15 protein-coding genes are annotated in these 18,468 nt (G+C 27.4%); 2 read left to right on the forward strand and 13 right to left on the reverse strand.

Annotated features, from left to right (window positions below; translation table 11 throughout):
* The first annotated feature begins 639 nt into the window (after positions 1-639).
* A complete protein-coding gene (locus tag BN2920_RS02970; protein WP_058293549.1) occupies positions 640-1,215 on the forward strand; it encodes a cell wall hydrolase in 576 nt (191 codons plus the stop codon).
* Between the two features lie 91 nt (positions 1,216-1,306).
* Here BN2920_RS02970 and iadA read toward each other — a convergent pair whose 3' ends face one another.
* The 8 genes from iadA to BN2920_RS03010 form a co-directional block, all read right to left on the reverse strand.
* Positions 1,307-2,479 carry a beta-aspartyl-peptidase gene (gene iadA, locus BN2920_RS02975; RefSeq protein ID WP_058293550.1) on the reverse strand — a complete coding sequence of 391 codons (1,173 nt, stop codon included), beginning with the start codon at positions 2,477-2,479 and terminating at the stop codon, positions 1,307-1,309.
* A gap of 102 nt (positions 2,480-2,581) precedes the next feature.
* A complete protein-coding gene (locus BN2920_RS02980) occupies positions 2,582-3,901 on the reverse strand; it encodes a tetratricopeptide repeat protein (RefSeq protein ID WP_058293551.1) in 1,320 nt (439 codons plus the stop codon).
* Positions 3,902-4,018: 117 nt separating this feature from the next.
* Positions 4,019-5,638, reverse strand: a complete 1,620-nt coding sequence (gene ptsP, locus BN2920_RS02985; RefSeq protein WP_058293552.1) for a phosphoenolpyruvate--protein phosphotransferase — start codon at positions 5,636-5,638, stop codon at positions 4,019-4,021.
* A gap of 259 nt (positions 5,639-5,897) precedes the next feature.
* On the reverse strand, positions 5,898-6,935 hold the full coding sequence (locus BN2920_RS02990) for a ribonucleotide-diphosphate reductase subunit beta (protein ID WP_058293553.1): 1,038 nt from the start codon (positions 6,933-6,935) through the stop codon (positions 5,898-5,900).
* 105 nt (positions 6,936-7,040) lie between these two features.
* Positions 7,041-9,272, reverse strand: a complete 2,232-nt coding sequence (locus BN2920_RS02995; protein ID WP_058293554.1) for a ribonucleoside-diphosphate reductase subunit alpha — start codon at positions 9,270-9,272, stop codon at positions 7,041-7,043.
* A gap of 186 nt (positions 9,273-9,458) precedes the next feature.
* Complete coding sequence (locus tag BN2920_RS03000) at positions 9,459-10,805, reverse strand: sensor histidine kinase (RefSeq protein WP_058293555.1); 1,347 nt, start codon at positions 10,803-10,805, stop codon at positions 9,459-9,461.
* Positions 10,777-11,469 (reverse strand): response regulator transcription factor, encoded by a 693-nt coding sequence (locus tag BN2920_RS03005; protein ID WP_058293556.1) that lies wholly within the window; start codon positions 11,467-11,469, stop codon positions 10,777-10,779. Before BN2920_RS03005 ends, BN2920_RS03000 begins: the two co-directional genes overlap by 29 nt.
* Positions 11,470-11,512: 43 nt before the next feature.
* Positions 11,513-12,244, reverse strand: a complete 732-nt coding sequence (locus BN2920_RS03010) for a tetratricopeptide repeat protein (RefSeq protein ID WP_058293557.1) — start codon at positions 12,242-12,244, stop codon at positions 11,513-11,515.
* A 332-nt stretch (positions 12,245-12,576) separates the two neighbouring features.
* Between BN2920_RS03010 and BN2920_RS03015 the strand changes: the two genes are divergently transcribed.
* A complete protein-coding gene (locus BN2920_RS03015) occupies positions 12,577-13,437 on the forward strand; it encodes a YitT family protein (RefSeq protein ID WP_058293558.1) in 861 nt (286 codons plus the stop codon).
* Between the two features lie 109 nt (positions 13,438-13,546).
* Here BN2920_RS03015 and BN2920_RS03020 read toward each other — a convergent pair whose 3' ends face one another.
* The 5 genes from BN2920_RS03020 to BN2920_RS03040 all read right to left on the reverse strand — a co-directional run bounded on the left by BN2920_RS03020 (position 13,547) and on the right by BN2920_RS03040 (position 18,435).
* The gene (locus tag BN2920_RS03020; RefSeq protein ID WP_058293559.1) at positions 13,547-14,104 is read right to left on the reverse strand and encodes a Fe-S-containing hydro-lyase; all 558 of its coding nucleotides are present in this window, start codon (positions 14,102-14,104) and stop codon (positions 13,547-13,549) included.
* An 11-nt stretch (positions 14,105-14,115) separates the two neighbouring features.
* On the reverse strand, positions 14,116-14,958 hold the full coding sequence (locus tag BN2920_RS03025) for a fumarate hydratase (protein ID WP_058293560.1): 843 nt from the start codon (positions 14,956-14,958) through the stop codon (positions 14,116-14,118).
* A 428-nt stretch (positions 14,959-15,386) separates the two neighbouring features.
* Complete coding sequence (gene cwlD, locus BN2920_RS03030; RefSeq protein ID WP_058293561.1) at positions 15,387-16,046, reverse strand: N-acetylmuramoyl-L-alanine amidase CwlD; 660 nt, start codon at positions 16,044-16,046, stop codon at positions 15,387-15,389.
* Positions 16,047-16,213: 167 nt separating this feature from the next.
* Entirely contained in the window at positions 16,214-17,830 is a 1,617-nt protein-coding gene (locus BN2920_RS03035) for a Na/Pi cotransporter family protein (protein WP_058293562.1), read from the reverse strand.
* Between the two features lie 218 nt (positions 17,831-18,048).
* Positions 18,049-18,435 (reverse strand): hypothetical protein, encoded by a 387-nt coding sequence (locus BN2920_RS03040; protein ID WP_098021069.1) that lies wholly within the window; start codon positions 18,433-18,435, stop codon positions 18,049-18,051.
* Between the last annotated feature and the right edge of the window lie 33 nt (positions 18,436-18,468).

An 18,468-nucleotide genomic window follows, 5' to 3' on the forward strand; every position in this document is an offset into this window, starting at 1 on the left:
AGGCTGAAATTCACAATATGACGACTCAAAAATATAATATAGCTCCATATACTTCTTTTTTATAGTGGGGAAAAATTATTTTTGTATACATATATAAAGTCAAGTTTTGACAAGTTCTTGATAATAGAATACTAAGTTTTCTAAGCTATATATATTTAAAACTTTTAATAATTTCTTTTTTTAGGAGTTCAAAAAGTTCATTTACCCTTTTTATGGACTCAGAAAAGTCAGAAATGTTTATTCTAATTAAAATATTTTAAACTCTTTTTCTATAACTTCTCTCCCCTTTTTGTGGCCTGTAAAAACTGTTGTTCTTTTTTAGAGACTCCAAAAACTCAATATATTATTTATTAAATTGATTATTGTAATATGATATAAGCATAATATAAGTCCTATATATAGCTATTATTGAGCTTTTACGCAATTTATTATAATTTAAATTTTTGCCCTATTTTTTGCCCCTTATTATATGTGACTAATAGGGATTTTAAAATATTATCTGATTAGTTAATTATGACTTTTTGAAGGTTTAAGAATGATAGGAAATATACAAAATCGAACAATCTCACCTTTTTTAATGTATATAATTACTCCTTCTGGCAATAATATTATTTGTCGTGATAAGCGAAGGAGGGTTTTATGAAAAAAATATATAGTATTTTTTTTGCTACATTAATAATCTGTCTTTGTGTTATTAATATCAATACAGCTTATGCTAAAAGCCAAAACTCAGGTTTTAGTACAAATTTAATTAAATCTGATAATTATTCAAATAAATCAGTATTAACTAATAAAAATAATTATACTGATGTTAGTGTTTTTAGCTATGCAACACAACAATTATATATAACACAAGATGACATAGAGTTAATGGCAAAGCTTGTTGCAGCAGAAAGTATTGGCGAGCCATATACGGGTAAAATAGCAGTTGCATCTGTTGTTCTAAATCGTGTCGCTAATCCAAAATTTCCAAATAGTATTCAAGGAGTGATTTTTCAAAAAAATGCTTTTTCATGCGTTAGAAACAACCAGATTATAAGCACTCCTAATGAGGACTGTTATAGAGCTGTATATGAAGCAATAAATGGTAGTGATCCAACAAATAAAGCTTTATTCTTTTACAATCCTGCTATTGCTACATGCAATTGGATGAAACAAAGCAATAAAGTTAATGAGACAATAATTGGTCATCACACATTTTTCAAAATCGAATAGAATATAATTATATAAAAAATAGACTATCCTTTAATATGAATTTAGGATAGTCTATCTTAATTTTTATTCAAAAATGAAAATTAAAAACTTTCTATTCAAAGTACCCTTTAACTATAGCTTTTCTATTTTGAACCATTATTTTACCTTTAGCAATTACAGTTTCAATCTCTAGTGATTCCTTATTAACCATTACTAAATCTGCATCTTTTCCATTTTGAATAATCCCTTTATCTTTCAAGCATAATCTTTCTGCTACATTAGATGTGATAACTTTTAATGCTAACTCTATTGAAACATCAAAATCTTTGATTGCTGAACATACTTCATCATATAAAGATTTAACAGAACATATTCCATAACTTATTAAATTACCATCTTTATCAAAGTTGGGTAGGCTTCCATTTCCATCAGATGAAAAAGTTATATTTTCTATAGGTACATTATTATCAATTAAAAATTTTAATGCTTTTCCTGCCCTAAATTCTCCTTCTTCTAAATTATCTGGATCACAGCTAGTAGTCAAATCTATAAATCCACCTTCTTTAGTGTATCTTATTCCATCTTGAAGTAAATCACTATTTCTATTTATATGGGTAGGTAATAATTGTGATGCAGGTATCTCAGTGCCCTCTATTAAATCAAACAAGTACTTTAATCTTCTCGCTCCATCTCCTAAATGAATATTAACTATTCCACATTTACCAGATAAAATTCCTCCTACTCTACTTTCTGCTATAGTCCTTAAAAATTCTTCATATGTAGCCTGTGAACTTCTATTGTCCGATATAGCTATTTCTCCAACACCTATAAACTCTTCTATTAGCAATAAATCTCCCTTTATAGATCCTGTTAATGTTTTTACTGGAATTTCATATGATCCGGTGTAGCAATACACTGATAATCCAAGGTTTTTTAAAGATTTTGCTTTAGCAATTAAAGATTTAGAACTTCTACATACGTTATCTGTTCCAATACATCCAACCAAAGTAGTTATTCCTGATTCTGTTATTGTTGATAGTCCAATTTCTGGTGTTCTTGTCTCATATCCACCTTCTCCACCGCCTCCAAGTATGTGCACATGTGAATCTATAAAACCTGGAAATAATAATTTTCCGTGTCCATCAATTATTTCTATATCTAATTCTACATTTTGTATATTTAGTGAATCATAAATCCCTTCTATTTTTTCTCCTACTACTAGGACATCTTTTACCCCGATATATCTAGGTGAATATACCTCACACCCTTTAATAATAGTTATCATATATACTTCTCTCCTTTAAATTTAAAATAAAAGATAATCTAATGATATATAAAATCACATATCATTAGATTATCCTTAAAAAGCAATTCAATTCAGTTTTTATTAACTATTTAAAATATTAACTATATAATCATTTATATATATTGATCCTGGAAACTTAATAATTAATTCATTTGCATATGCTTTACTTTTTTCTTTATCTACAGAATTAGTTAACATAGCCAATTCATATAAAGCACCTTCTGTATATGCTCCAATTGGATACTCTTTATAATATTCTTCATATTGCTTTATAGCCAACTCATTTTTCATAAGCATAGATAAGTTACTTGCTCTATAAAATAAAATGTGCTCTTTATAATCATTATTTTCACAAAAATCGTATGCTTTATCGAATTCTATCTCTGCATTCTCATAATCCTTTTGATTATAATATTCTAATCCCATATTATAATAGTTTACTACACCTTCTGAATTTATTAAATTAACAGCCTGTCTATATAAATATATATTCTCACTTCCGATATTTTCTTTATTTATTCCTCTTACTTCATCTACAAGAGCATCAATATTTTTATTTGATATTAGTCCTTTTATCTTTTCAGCATCAAAAACTGTACCTGTATTCTCATTATCATTGTTATTATCTTCATCACTATGCATTTCTTCATCAGTTTCAGCCTTCTTATTATCCATTTCATCTTTTTTATCTTGTTTCCTAGAATCACTATTTTCTTTATTTAAATTTTTTTCTTTATCATTACTTGTAATTAAATTATTACTGCTTTTATTATTAAATAAATTTTCATAATTATTTCTCATGAATAGAGTAATAAAACTGCATATAATAATTATTGTAATAAATAAAATAGTTGATAATATAATTTTTTTTGAAGATTTCTTTTTTAGTTTATATCCTCCAAAATCAATCAATTCTTTTTGAATTCTAATAGCCTCTTTATCATTACAATCTATCTTTAATGCTTTCTCTATATAATCATAAGCCTTGCTATAATCTCCCTTTTTTTGATAGCAAATAGCCAGTCCAGTATTTACTTTTATAGAATTAAAATCGCTTAATGCACATCTTGAAAGCAATTCTAACGCTAGTTCAATATTCAATTTTTTCAATGCTTCTTCTGATCTTTCGTATAAATCTAATCTCTCAAAATCACTTTGAGCATCCTTTATATAATTTGATGCAATAGTATCGTTGTTTAATTCCTTATTCAATTTCCATACTGTTATAGCTTCATTTAATCTTCCTTTTTGATACAAGAGCATTCCTTTAAAATTCAAAATTGAAGAGTTATTTAATTCTTCTGAAAGCGCTAATTCACAGATATCTAATGCATTATCAATCTTACCTTGTTCATATAAACTCATAGCTTTCTCATATAATTTTCTCGATTTTTTTTCCATAAACAATCCCCTTATTTATAAGTAAAATCTGTGCTATATATAGTATATAATTTAATACTAATATTTACAATAAAAGCCGCCCCAAAATACTTGAGACGGCTATTAAAAGAATATATATTATTCTTGTTCTAACATTATTTTTTTAGCATTTAAGATTGAAGTAGCACTCATTGAGAACTCATCTAATCCATATTCAACTAATGTAGGGATAGCAGCTTCATCTCCTGCCATTTCTCCACACATTCCAACCCATTTACCGTGCTTATGAGCTCCATCAATTGTCATCTTTATTAATCTTAATACAGCTGGGTGCATTGGATTGTAAAGATATGAAACTTTTTCGCTCATTCTATCAGCAGCTAATGTATATTGGATTAAGTCATTTGTTCCGATTGAGAAGAAATCAACATGTTTAGCTAATTCATCAGCATAAACTGCTGCAGCTGGAATCTCAACCATGATACCCCATTGAATATCTTCTGAATATGCTTTTCCTTCAGCTTTTAATTCTGCTTTACATTCTTCAACAACTTCTTTCGCTTGTTCGAATTCTTGTAATCCTGAAATCATTGGGAACATAACTGCAAGCTTACCAAATACAGAAGCTCTAAGTAATGCTCTTAATTGAACTTTAAATATGTCTTTTCTATCTAAACAAAGTCTTATTGCTCTATATCCTAAGAACGGATTCATTTCTTCTGGTAATGGTAAGTATGGAAGAGTCTTATCTCCACCTATATCTAAAGTTCTGATAACAACTTGCTTACCTTCCATTTTTTCAAGAACAAATTTATAGCTTTCAAATTGTTCTTCTTCAGTTGGTGCACTATCTCTATCCATATATAAAAATTCAGTTCTGAATAAACCTACACCATCACCACCGTTTGCTATAACTCCAAGAACATCTTCTGGTTTACCAATGTTTCCGCAAACTTCTATTCTTCTACCTGATTTAGTAGTAGTTTTTACATCTATTAATTTCTTTAATTCTTCTTGTTCTTGTCTAAATTTTTCTTTCTTAGCCTTATATTCAGCTAAAATATCATCTGAAGGATTTATGATTACATCACCAGTTAATCCATCAACTATAACAGAATCTCCATTTTTAACACTGTCTGTTATATCTCCTAAGCCAAGAACTGCTGGTATTTCTAAAGTTCTAGCCATAATTGCTGCATGTGAAGTTCTTCCACCTATATTTGTGATAAAACCTACAACCTTACTTCTATCTAATCCAGCTGTATCTGATGGTGTTAAATCATGTGCTACTACTACAGTATTTTCTTCTGTTATAGCTAAAGAATCTCCACCTTTTCCTGCAAAATTTGATAAAATTCTTTTTGAAACGTCTTTTATATCAGCCGCTCTTTCTCTCATATATTCATTATCCATTGACTCAAATATAGCAACGAATGTATTTGTAACATTTTCAATAGCTTTTAAACCATTTAAATTGTTGTTTTCGATTTCACTCATCATAGCACCAGTAAATTCTGGATCATCTAATAATGTGATGTGAGCTTCGAATACTTCTGCTTTTTCTGCTCCCATTTCAGTTGCAGCTTTAACCTTTATAGCCTCTAATTGTGATTTTGAATCATCTAATGCTTTTTGCATTTTTGCCTTTTCTGTATCAACATCAGTAATTTTTGCATCAGTTACAACTATTTCTTCATCTACGTGCAAAAATACTTTTCCTATTGCATATCCTTTAGAAGCAGCAATACCTTTTTTCATAATATGGAACTCCTCCTTGAATGTATATTTTCTTCTCAAATTAATTAATTTAGTACTCTATATGGTGTCTGCAATTACTATTTTAGTATAAACAACTACAATTATAACATACTTTTTGTGAATTTTAACAGTTTGTTATAATTTTTTTTATGTAATAAACTATTAAATTATACATTTTTTATTAATTCAATGTATTATATTTAACTTATTTTTTAAAATTTGAGCATATAAGTTAAATATAATACATTTTGTATTTTTTCTATAAATCATCAACTAATGTCGCAGCTTTGGCATAAGCCGTAGATCTTGCTTCAAAGAAATCAGTCTTAACTGAATTGGCATTAGATAAACTATCCACCCATGAGGCTGGATTTTTATCATACTCAGTTGAATATAGAGGCTCTAAATTTATCTCTCTAAGTCTTTTGTTACCTAGGTATTTTATGTAGTCTTCAATTAACTTTTTATTTATTCCTTGTATATTATCTCCAATAACATAATGTCCCCAAAGAATTTCTTGGCTTACTCCATATTCCATCATCTCTCTTAATTCACTCTTTATTTCATTTGTGAATAGTTCTGGATTTTCATTTTGTAATTCTTTTATTATATTTCTAAATAACCAAAGATGTGTATTTTCATCTCTGTTAATATATCTAATCTCCTGTGCAGATCCAGGCATTTTCCCATTTCTTTCTAAATTATAAAAGAACATAAATCCTGAATAGAAATAGATTCCCTCCAATATATAATTAGCCATTAGCGCCTTTAATAGGTTTGTTTCTGTTGGATTATCTATAAATTGATTATATAAATCTCCAATAAATTTATTTCTATTTAAAAGAATCTCATCATCTTTCCATTGATATAGTATTTCATTTCTCTTTTCTGGAGAACAAATGCTATCAAGCATATAGCTATAACTTTGAGAATGTACTGCTTCTTGGAAACTTTGTATTGTTAAGCATAGATTTACTTCACTAGCAGTTATATAGTTATTAATATTTCCTAAATTAGCAGTTTGAATCGAATCTAAAAAGATTAAAAATGATAATATCTTATCATAAGCAGTTCTTTCTTCCTCAGATAATTTCTTATAATCTTTTAAATCTTGAGAAAGATTAACTTCTTCAGGTATCCAAAAGTTATTCATTCCTTGCCTATACCAATCTGACACCCAAGTATATTTCATATTATTAAAATCATTTAAATTAGTAGTATTTCCATTTATAATTCTCTTCTTACTTATTTCCCTATCCCCAAATTCGTTAAAAAGGGGTTTTTTTTCAATTTTCATAAAATATTACTCCTATCATTAATTAAACATTTATATTTATCAATTTAAATGTATATCTTTAGAATACTTATTCTTGTATTCTTATATTCCTAAGAATACATATTTCTAAGCTGAACAGCTCTCACATTCTGACACTTCTAAGGATTTTGATCTTACATAATATATAGATTTAACTTTACATTTACATGCCTCTATATATAAATTCATTATTTGTCGCATTGTATAATCACTTGTTATATAAAGGTTAAAAGATTGCCCCTGATCAATATGTCTTTGACGTATCCCATTTATTTGTACTGACCATTTTTGCTCTATATTATATGCAGAATTATAATACCAGTAATTATCATCACAAAGGCTTGGTGCTGTTTTAGGAATTATGCTTCCTTTTTTCTCTTCCAAATAAAATCTAGACATTATTGGATCAATACCTTCAGACGTTCCTGCTATAGTCGCAGTTGATCCATTAGGTGCTATAGCTATTAAATATCCATTTCTAAGCCCATTCTTATTTACTTCTTCTTTTAACTTAATCCACTTTTCATCATTATAATGTCTTAATTCAAAATAAGCTCCATTCTCCCAATCTGAACCTTTAAATAATTCATATGCTCCTTTTTCTTTAGAAATTTTCATACTTGATTTTATAGCATAATAATTTATTTTTTCATAAACTTCATCTGCAAAATTCTTATGTTTTTCTTCCGTCCAATGAATTTTATTATTAGCAAGCATATGATGATATCCGCTTGTTCCAAGTCCTATTGCTCTATATTTTTTATTAGTTATCTCTGCAAATGGAACTGAATAATAATTTAAATCTATAACATTATCCATTGCTCTTATTTGAGTTTCAACAACATATTCCACTTCTTCATCGTTGCAAACATCTATATTTCCAAGTACTACTGATGAAAGATTACATACTACGAAATCACCTGGAATTATTTTATTAATTACAGAATATCCTTCTTCAGACTCTACAATTTTATTGCCCTCAATTTTCATAGGACTCATATTTTGCATTATTTCTGTACACAAATTAGAAGAATATATCATTCCTGCATGTTTATTTGGATTCATATCATTTACTGTATCTCTAAAGAATGCAAAAGGGGATCCAGTTTCAGCTGCACTTTTTATTATTAATCTAACTATATCATTAACTGACATAACTCTTTTGTCAATTCTTTCATCATTTACGCAATCATAATATTTTTCTTCCCATTCTTCTCCATAAAAATCTTCTAGAGAATATCCCTTAACTAATTTTATCTCGTGAGGACACATCATATACCAGTCTGCATCAATATCATTTTCTGCAAGTTTCCAAAACAAATCTGGATAACATATCCCGGGAAATACATCATGTGCCTTCTTTCTATCGTCTCCATTATTAGTTCTTATTTGTAAAAATTCCGGAATATCTTTATGCCATGCATCAAGCCATATTGCTACTGAACCATTTCTTACACCCAATTGATCTACAGCAACTGCTGTATCATTAAATAGCTTTACCCAAGGAATAACTCCTCCAGAAGCACCTTTAAAACCTCTTATAGAAGATCCCAATGCTCTAACTTTTCCAATATATATTCCCATTCCGCCACCGAATTTTGAAACCTCCGCAAAATTGTCAAGTGATTTATATATTCCTTCTAAACTATCTTCAACACTATCAATAAAACATGAACTTAATTGATAAAATGGCTTTCTAGCGTTAGACATAGTTGGTGTTGCCATAGTAGCTTTTAATGAACTTAAAACATCATAAAATCTTTTTGCCCAATATACTCTATTTTCTTTCTTTTCTGGAATTGCTAAATGCATTGCTATACCCATAAACATTTGTTGTGGAAGTTCTATGACATCTCTATTAAAATCTTGAACTAGATATCTCTTTGTGATTAAATCTATTCCACTGTAATTAAATATAAAATCTCTCTCTGGCTTTATTTCTTTTTCTAACTCTAAAATATCTTCCTTTGAGTAATTATCTAATATATATTTCCCGTATAAATTCCTATTAGTCAATTCTTCTATAAACTCATAATAATTTTTATATAGATCATTTATGCTTTCTATTCCCCTTAACTTTTTAACCTTCTCATACAATTCATATGTATATAATTTAGACGCTACGTATTGCCAATTAGGTTCCATATCATTAGTTAGCTCTAGAGAAACTTGTATTAATGATCTTCTTGTTTCACTATAATCCATGTTTTCTCTAACAATATGTTTTAGTGCTTTTATTAATTTATCTTCTGTATATATTCCCTCATTATCTTTAATTCCGTCAACAGCATCTTTACACAACTCTTTTATATCAAACATTTCTACCTCCACTATATCTTGTGCATGTTTTAGATTATTTCATACAATATATCGTATATTATAATTATTTGTTTAATATTTGTAAAACTTTAAAATTTCTAAATTAAGCTAAGAAAAAGCAGCTAATCTCTTCTTTTCTACGAATTAACTGCTTAAATAATAAATTTTATTTACTAGTATTTTTTCTTAATTAACAGGTAATGATATATATAGTTTAAACATATCTCCTTCTCTCTTTATATTAACTTCTCCACCATGTAACTCAATTATACTTTTGGTTATTGCAAGTCCTAATCCTGATCCTTCAACTTTTGAATTTCTAGACTTATCACCTCTAGCAAACCTTTCAAAAATCTCACTCTCATTAAAATTCATCTCATAATTCGCAATATTTTTAACAGAAATTTTTACATTGTTTTCTTTCTTTTCAGCTTTTATATATACTCTGGTATTATCCATAGAATATTTCAATGCATTCACAATCACGTTCTCCAATGCACGAGACATCAATTTTCCATCTAACTCCATGTATATAAATTCTTCTTCTGATGTAACTTTAAAAGATATGTTTTTTTCTTCATATAGTGTACTATATTCTCCTACTTCTTGATGGATTAATGATAGTAAATCTATTAATTCTTTATTTAATTTAATCTTTCCACTATTAATTTTAGACATCTCAAATAGATCTTCTATTAACGATTTTAATTTTAATGATTTTTTTTCTAAAATTAATAAATACTCCGTTCTTTCTTCTTCTGTTATATCTGGATTTTTTAATATATTAACATAATTGATTATTGATGTTAATGGTGTTTTTAAATCATGTGAAACATTTGATATAAGTTCTGTTTTTAATTTCTCATTTTTTACCCCTTCATATAAAATATCATCATATATTTTCTTTATTAGGTTTATATTATGAGCTAATTCTTCAATTGCAGGAGAACCTTCTAATTTTATATCCTCTTCCCAATTCCCCTCATTCACCTTTTTAAGAGCATCATTAACTATAATTACATCTAATGTCTTTTTTATAATATAAATTGTCGCCAGGAATAGCAATACAATTATAAGTATAGTTCCTTTAAATGGATAAGTCTTAAAAAAGCGAACAAATATATTATTTTCATATCCACCGGTTGCAAGAAAGTATAAATACGTAATTAAAAGAATTGTTAATACAGTCATAGATATAATCAAAGTTTTTCTAGTATCATCATAATTAAATCCATTTTTCATGACATAGACTATGTTATTTATTAACTTAGATTTTATTTGTGGCGACTTTGGATTCCTTTTAATTATTATAAAGAGCTTAATAATATATACTATGTAAATAACTAGAATCATTAATCCCACTATTAAATTTTCGCCTAACTTGTTTCCTATCTGATAGTCTATTCTATTATTTTTAACGTAATCCCCTATTTCTGATATTAAAAATAATGTTATTGTGGAAACTACTATTACATCAAAAAGATATATGCTAGAAAAATACTCTTTAATTTTCTTTTTCAATCTTATATCCAATACCCCACACCACCTTAATATACTCTGGCTCCTTTGTATTTAATTCTATTTTTTCTCGTATTCTTCTGATATGTACTGTAACTGTATTTTCACTTTTATAAAAAGGTTCTTCCCATACCATCTCATATATTTCTTTAATTGAAAATACTTTTCCTAAATTAGAGGCTAATAAGTGTAATATCTTATACTCTGTTGCAGTAACTTTTACTTCTTCTCCCCTTAATGTTATTTTTTTAGCTATGGTATCTATAACTAAATCTTTAACTTTTATAACATCTTCACTTTCTCCACTATTCAACGGTTTTTCATATCTTCTTAATTGTGATTTAACTCTTGCAACTAATTCTAAGTGATTGAATGGCTTTGTCATATAATCATCAGCACCTACATTTAGCCCTAAAATTTTATCCGAATCTTCTCCCTTTGCAGATAACATGATTATAGGTAAATTTTGCTTTTCTCTTATTTTAAGGCAAGTTCTTATTCCATCCAATCTCGGCATCATTATATCTAGTATAATTAAATGAATTTTTTCCTCTTCTAATATTTCTAGTGCTTCTATACCATCTCCAGCTTTAAATACCTTCAAATTTTCGCCTCGTAAATATATCTCAATTGCATCTCTTATTTCTTTTTCATCGTCAACTACTAAAACATTAAACATACTTTAGATCCTCCCAAATAATTTTCTAAACAATAATACTACTTTAATTATATACTACTTTTTGAAATTCTTCAGATGATCTTACTGGTTCAAAATCATGCTCATTTTGTGCAACTTCTTTAGCTGCCGGATCAATTTCTATAGCTTTATTCAGATATTTCATTGTATTATTAATATCACCTCGTCTTCCATATATAGATGCAATGCCATAATAACTCCATACATAATCTTCTATTTCTAAATCTTTATTATACCACTTTAATGCTTCATCCATATTTCCATATAGTTCATAGGTGAGTGCTTTATTAAAAATTGCATAACCATAATCATCTTTTATAGATAGAGCCTTATCTATATCATTCATTCCCTCTTCATAATCACCATTATATGCTTTTGCTATTCCTCTTATGTTATATCCCATATAATTATTAGGGTAATTATTTACAAGCTCATTAGCTTTATTTATTGCATTTTCATATTCATTAGAAAAAAATAATCTATATGCCTCATTATATATATTATTTTCCTCTTCTGATATAGTATATATGCCATCCATATCATTAGGCTCTTTTCTATTTTCATTATTTTCTTCAATATAATCGGAATTATTGCTATTTATAATCATAGTATTTGAACTATTATTTATTTCCTCTCTATCTTTAAATTTTCTATTCATTATTCCTTCATATATCAATATTCCAATTGCTATTATTAATAGGGTTATTAATAATACTTTTTTCATTTTATCACTGCCAGGTAATTTAACTCTCATAATTAATCTCCTTATTAATTTAATTCGATTCTAATTTATAGTTATTATATAAATAAATTATACAAATACTATCAATATACAATAAAGATTATTATATATCTGTTACAGTATTTTGTTTTAACATTAGAATTATTATTTTTATATTTTTATCCATTTATTTTAAACAAATAATTAATAATGTTTTTTATTTTTTCTATTTTAATATAGAAATATTATCTCTTATTAAAATTATTATTTCAACATTATTTATCCTTTTATATTATTTCTTGATTTTTGTCTTATAAAAGTGTATTAATATATTGACTATACATATAGATAGTAAAGGAGCATTTAAAATGAATACGTACTACAAATATAAAGCTACATTAATTGATGTTATCTTCATTTTTTTAGGTTGCACAATAGCTTCACTCGGAGTTAACCTATTTCTATCACATGCAAAATTATTAAGTGGTGGAGCTACAGGATTAGCATTAATTTTAGAGTATACAATAGGACTTCCTGCCGGAATAGTCGTATTTCTTTTGAATATTCCTTTATTAATAATAAGTTATAAAAAATTAGATAAATCATTTACTATATATACTACACTAGGAATGTTATCTCTTTCAATATCACTTATGCTTACTAAACCATTAACTAATTTAATACCATTAGAAAATGATCTACTTATTTTTTGTATTTATGGTGGTGTATTATGTGGTATTGGATATGGATTAGTATTTCTTAGAAATGGTTCTACTGGCGGAACAGATATAATAACAATGCTTATTAGAAAAAAATTTTCTAATTTTAATATAGGTGCATTAGGATTTTCTCTCAATATAATAATCATTATATTAGGTGCTATTATATTTGGAATTCCCCAAGCTTTATACACTTTAATTTCATTATTTATTCAAAGTACAGTACTAGATAGGATGCTAAAAGGATTTAGCAGTAAAAAACTACTTCTTATATTAACTGAAAAAGAAGAAGAAGTTATAGAATACGTAATAAAAGATTTACATCGTGGTGTTACTTCACTTGTTGCTGAAGGCGAATATACTCATGATAGAAAAAAGATGCTTTACTGTATTGTTACGTCACGTCAAATGATTTTATTAAAAAATATTGTTCATCAAATAGATCCAATGGCATTTATAACTATAATTGATATATCAGAAGTACGAGGCAAGGGTTTTATAAATATATAATATATTTATAAATTTAATTCACTAAATTTAAAATTAATCCACAATAAAAAAATAATCTATTGTTTTTATCCACAATAGATTATTTTTTTGTTGTTTTTGTTGATTATTTTTACTTTACTGATTCTAAATAACTTTTTTGTCCTATATCATAAAGGTTATTACCTTGTGGATCTATAATTACAACTAAAGGCATATCCTTTACTTCCATTCTTCTAATTGCCTCCGCACCTAAATCTTCATAGGCAATTATTTCAGACTTAATTATACTCTTCCCAATTAAAGCTGCAGCTCCACCAATAGCTCCAAAATATACTGCTTTATTTTTCTTTATAGAATCTATAACCTCTTCATTTCTTGCACCTTTTCCAATCATTCCTTTTAATCCAAGATCCATTAATCTAGGTGCATAGGCATCCATTCTATAACTAGTAGTCGGACCTGCTGAACCAATTACTTGACCAGGCTTTGCTGGTGATGGTCCAACATAATATATTGTTTCATCTTTTATATTTAGAGGCAATTCTTTTCCTTTATCTAATAATTCAATTAGACGTTTATGAGCAGCATCTCTTGCTGAATATATAACTCCACTTAATAATATGTTATCTCCAGCTTTTAAATTTGATATTTTATCTTCTGTAAGAGGTGTATGTAATTTAATATCCATAATCCAATCTCCTATAATATTATTTCTTTGTGTCTAGTTGCATGACAATTAATATTTACTGCCACTGGCAAACCTGCTATATGAGTAGGATAAACCTCTATATTTAGACCTAGCGCAGTAGTTCTTCCCCCGAAGCCTTGTGGCCCTATACCAAATTTATTTACTTTTTCTAATAATTCTTCTTCTAATTCTTTATAAAACTCATTTTTGTTTCTAATATCAATAGGTCTTATAAGAGCCTTTTTAGCCAAATATGCAGCTTTGTCAAATGTCCCTCCTATTCCTACTCCAATTACCATAGGAGGACATGGATTTGGGCCAGCAGCCTTTACAGTTTCTAATATAAACTTCTTTACTCCTTCAATTCCATCTGAAGGTTTTAACATTCCTATCTTACTCATATTTTCAGATCCAAATCCCTTTGGTGCTAATGTAATTTTAACTTTATCTCCTTCTACAATATCATAGTAAATTATAGCAGGAGTATTATCCTTAGTATTTATTCTTTCTATTGGATCTCCTACAACTGATTTTCTTAAGTATCCCTCCTCATATCCTCTTCTTACACCCTCATTTATGGCATCTTCTAGCTTTCCTCCTACAAGATGAACATCTTGTCCTATTTCCATAAAAACACATGCCATACCAGTATCCTGACAAATAGGCATCTCATCTTTACATGCAATTTCAGAATTAATAATTATTTTATCTAGTACATCTTCAGCTAGCTTCCATGTTTCTTTCTTCTTAGATATCTCTAAAGCTTCTTTTATATCATCTCCTAGATAATAATTAGCTTCAATACATAAATTCCTTACTGCCTCTGTTATAACTCCAACATTTAATTCTCTCATCCTAAAAACTCCTTTGCTTGTACTAAATATAAGTTTAAATATATTTCTTAATATTTACAAGCAAAAAACAAATTAGATTATTAACTAAAATTATCTAAACTACTATAATTTTAAATTGTTAAATAAATTTTTATTTTTCCTTCATAATTTAATATTTTCTTTATTATATTTAAATTATAAATAGTTATATTTGAGGTGATTTATGAAAAACTCACTACTTAACAAAATTGCTAATATTATAATATATTTTTTAGTCATCTGCCTAATATGTCTAATAACTTATAATATATTTCTATTAGTACATAGCACCTATTATATCCAATCTCCACCTAAGAATAGCATAGAAGTTGGTCCAAATTTATAAATAAATTATATATAAAAAAATTACCATCTTATTTTTATTGTTAAATAAGGTGGTAATGTTTAATTTACTTATTATCTTCAAAATATTTTTCTATTCCTAATGCTATCCCTTCAACTATTTTATCTTGATGATTTGAATCTTTTAATCTCTGCTCTTCTTCATGATTAGATAAAAATCCACATTCAACTATAATACTTCCACCTTCATAACCATCACGCAATATCTTATATTGATTTTTAGCTGCCTTAGGAATTCTTTTATTATTATCCTTTATTACACTCTTCATTGATTCTTGAACACTTTCTGCAAGCAATCTACTATTCTCATTATCCGAATACCATACCTGCGCTCCAAAGCAGCTAGACTGTTGAAACATGTTTTGATGTATAGAAATAAAAATATCGCAATTTGTTTCCTTTTTTAATTTGCATCTTTGTGTAAGATCATTTACTTTTTTAGTATCAAGTTCTTTATCTTCTTCTCTAGTCATATGAACTTCATACCCTTTTTCAAGTAAATAATCCCTTAACTTTAATGAAATATCTAAATTTATATCTTTCTCGATAGTTCCACTTTTACTTTTTGCTCCACCATCAATTCCACCATGACCTGGGTCTATTAATATTATATGTTTATCTTGATTACTCTCAGCGAAAACTGTAGTTGGTAATGAGAATAACATAATTGTAATGCATAATAATGTTAGTGCTCTTATATATCTCATTCTTTTGAATCCTCCTATTAGTAAAGCTTTATAAAATTAGTATTTGCTTACTCATAAGTATTTATACAATAGTAAATCTGTATATAATATCACTCACAGATAAAAAATAACGCTATCAAATAATTTTTTTATTTGATAGGGTTAAAACAAATTCTGTTATAATTATTTTAATTCACATAATTCTCTATAACACTTTCAGCTATATTAGTAGAATGATCTCCTATTCTTTCAAAAGAGCTTACTAAGTCTAGGAAAATAGCTCCTGCAAATGCATTACATTTTCCATCATATAATCTTTGAATATGTTTTTCTCTATATTTCTTTTGATATGTATCAATTTTATCCTCAATTTCAACAATATTTCTAGCTTGATTGATATTCCTATTTTCATATGATTCTACTGCTATCTCTAATGCTTCTAATGTAGTGTTATATATTTCATATAATTCATCTATGGCGTCTTTACTATATTTAAGTTTTTTATTAATTTTTTCGATTGATAAATCCGCAATATTCTCAGCATGATCTCCGATTCTTTCTATATCTATTATTACATGAAATGTAGATGCCACTATTCCTTTTTCTCTATCGGATAAATCACATTTTGCAAGCTTTATTAAGTATGTAGTTATACTTTCTTCTAATACATTTATTATTTTTTCATTTTCATATACCTTTTGTATTAATTCTTCATCATTATCTACAAATGCCTTCATTGCTAATTCAACGTTTTGCTTAGCCTTATTAGCCATTCTAATTGTTTCCTTTATTACTTGACCAGCAGCTATAACTGGTGTTTCAAGCACTCTATCATCTATATATTTAGGTCCAACTTTTTCTTCATTTTCTTCACAAGGTATTACTCTATTTATAAATTTTATTATGTACGTAGTAAATGGTAATAATAAGGCTGTATTCGCTATATTAAATACTGTATGTGCATTAGCAATTTGTCTACTAACATCATCTGGACTAGTATATTGAACAAATCTTGCTAATACGCCTAAGAATGGCAAGAATATTATAGTACCAACTATATTGAATATAAGATGTAGTAAAGCTGCTTTATGTGCTGTCTTATTAGTTCCTATACTAGCAATCATTGCAGTAATACATGTTCCTATATTACATCCAAATACAACTGGTAAAGCAAGACCAATATCTATAGTTCCAGTAGTAGCTAATGCAATTAGTATACCTGTTGTTGCAGATGAACTTTGAAGTATCGCAGTAATTGCAGCTCCTGCTATAATTCCTATAAACCAATTATCACCTATAGCAATTAGTATGTTAGTAAAAGCAGGCGAAGACGCTAGTGGCTTCATTGCTCCACTCATTATTCCCATCCCAGTAAATAATATACCAAAACCTAATATTATATTTCCTATTTCTCTTCTTTTCTTTGCTCTTGCAAACATTACTAATGCTGCACCAACAAATACAAACAATGGAGCTATTTGATCTAATTTAAATGCTACCAATTGAGCTGTTATTGTTGTTCCTATATTAGCTCCCATTATTATTCCAGCAGCTTGTGCTAAACTCATTAGTCCTGCATTAACAAAACCAACTACCATAACAGTTGTAGCACTACTACTCTGAATTACCATTGTAACAATCGCACCAATTGCAACTCCCATTAGACGATTACTTGTTACTTTTTCCAGGATTGATTTTAAACCGTCTCCTGCTGCATTTTCCAGTCCATCTCCCATTAATTTCATACCATAAATAAATAGTCCTAGTCCACCCATTAATTGAATAATAACTTTTATTGTTTCCAAAACCTTATTCTCCTTTGGCTAATTTATTTATTACCAATCAACAGTTTACATTAAATTTAACCTATTGTTAATATATTTACTTAAATTTTAACTTACATTTAATATTAATTATTAATTTAACCAATTTTTGTTGATTATTATTGAATTTATTCTATATATTTGTAATTTTAAGTCTAATTATATACTATTTATTCTAATTATTTCACAAATAATATACTCTATTTATTAATTATTTTTTCTATAAGTACAACTTCATATGTTACTTTCAATTTAATTCTATAAAAGCATCTTTTATTTGATCTTTTGCTAATTTTATCTTTTCTTTTTTTCTTAACTTCTTCCCATTCATCTATAGCTGCTATAAGTTGTTTCTTATTAACATTATTAAATATATGTTTATAATTAGAATAAAATATTGAATAATCCTTTTTTGTATAATTGATTCTTGATATAAATGAGTTTTCAAATACATTCCTTTTATCCCCATCTAATTCAATACGCTTAAACATTACTTCTAAGCATACTATTAAAGTAATAAGTAAACCTGCTATAATTCCTCCAATAAATTTTTCATTAATACCATGACGAATGAACACAATCCCCAATATAGGCCACTAAAAATTATTAATTATTTTTGT

This window comes from Clostridium neonatale, assembly GCF_001458595.1.
GTDB classification, from domain to species: domain Bacteria; phylum Bacillota; class Clostridia; order Clostridiales; family Clostridiaceae; genus Clostridium; species Clostridium neonatale.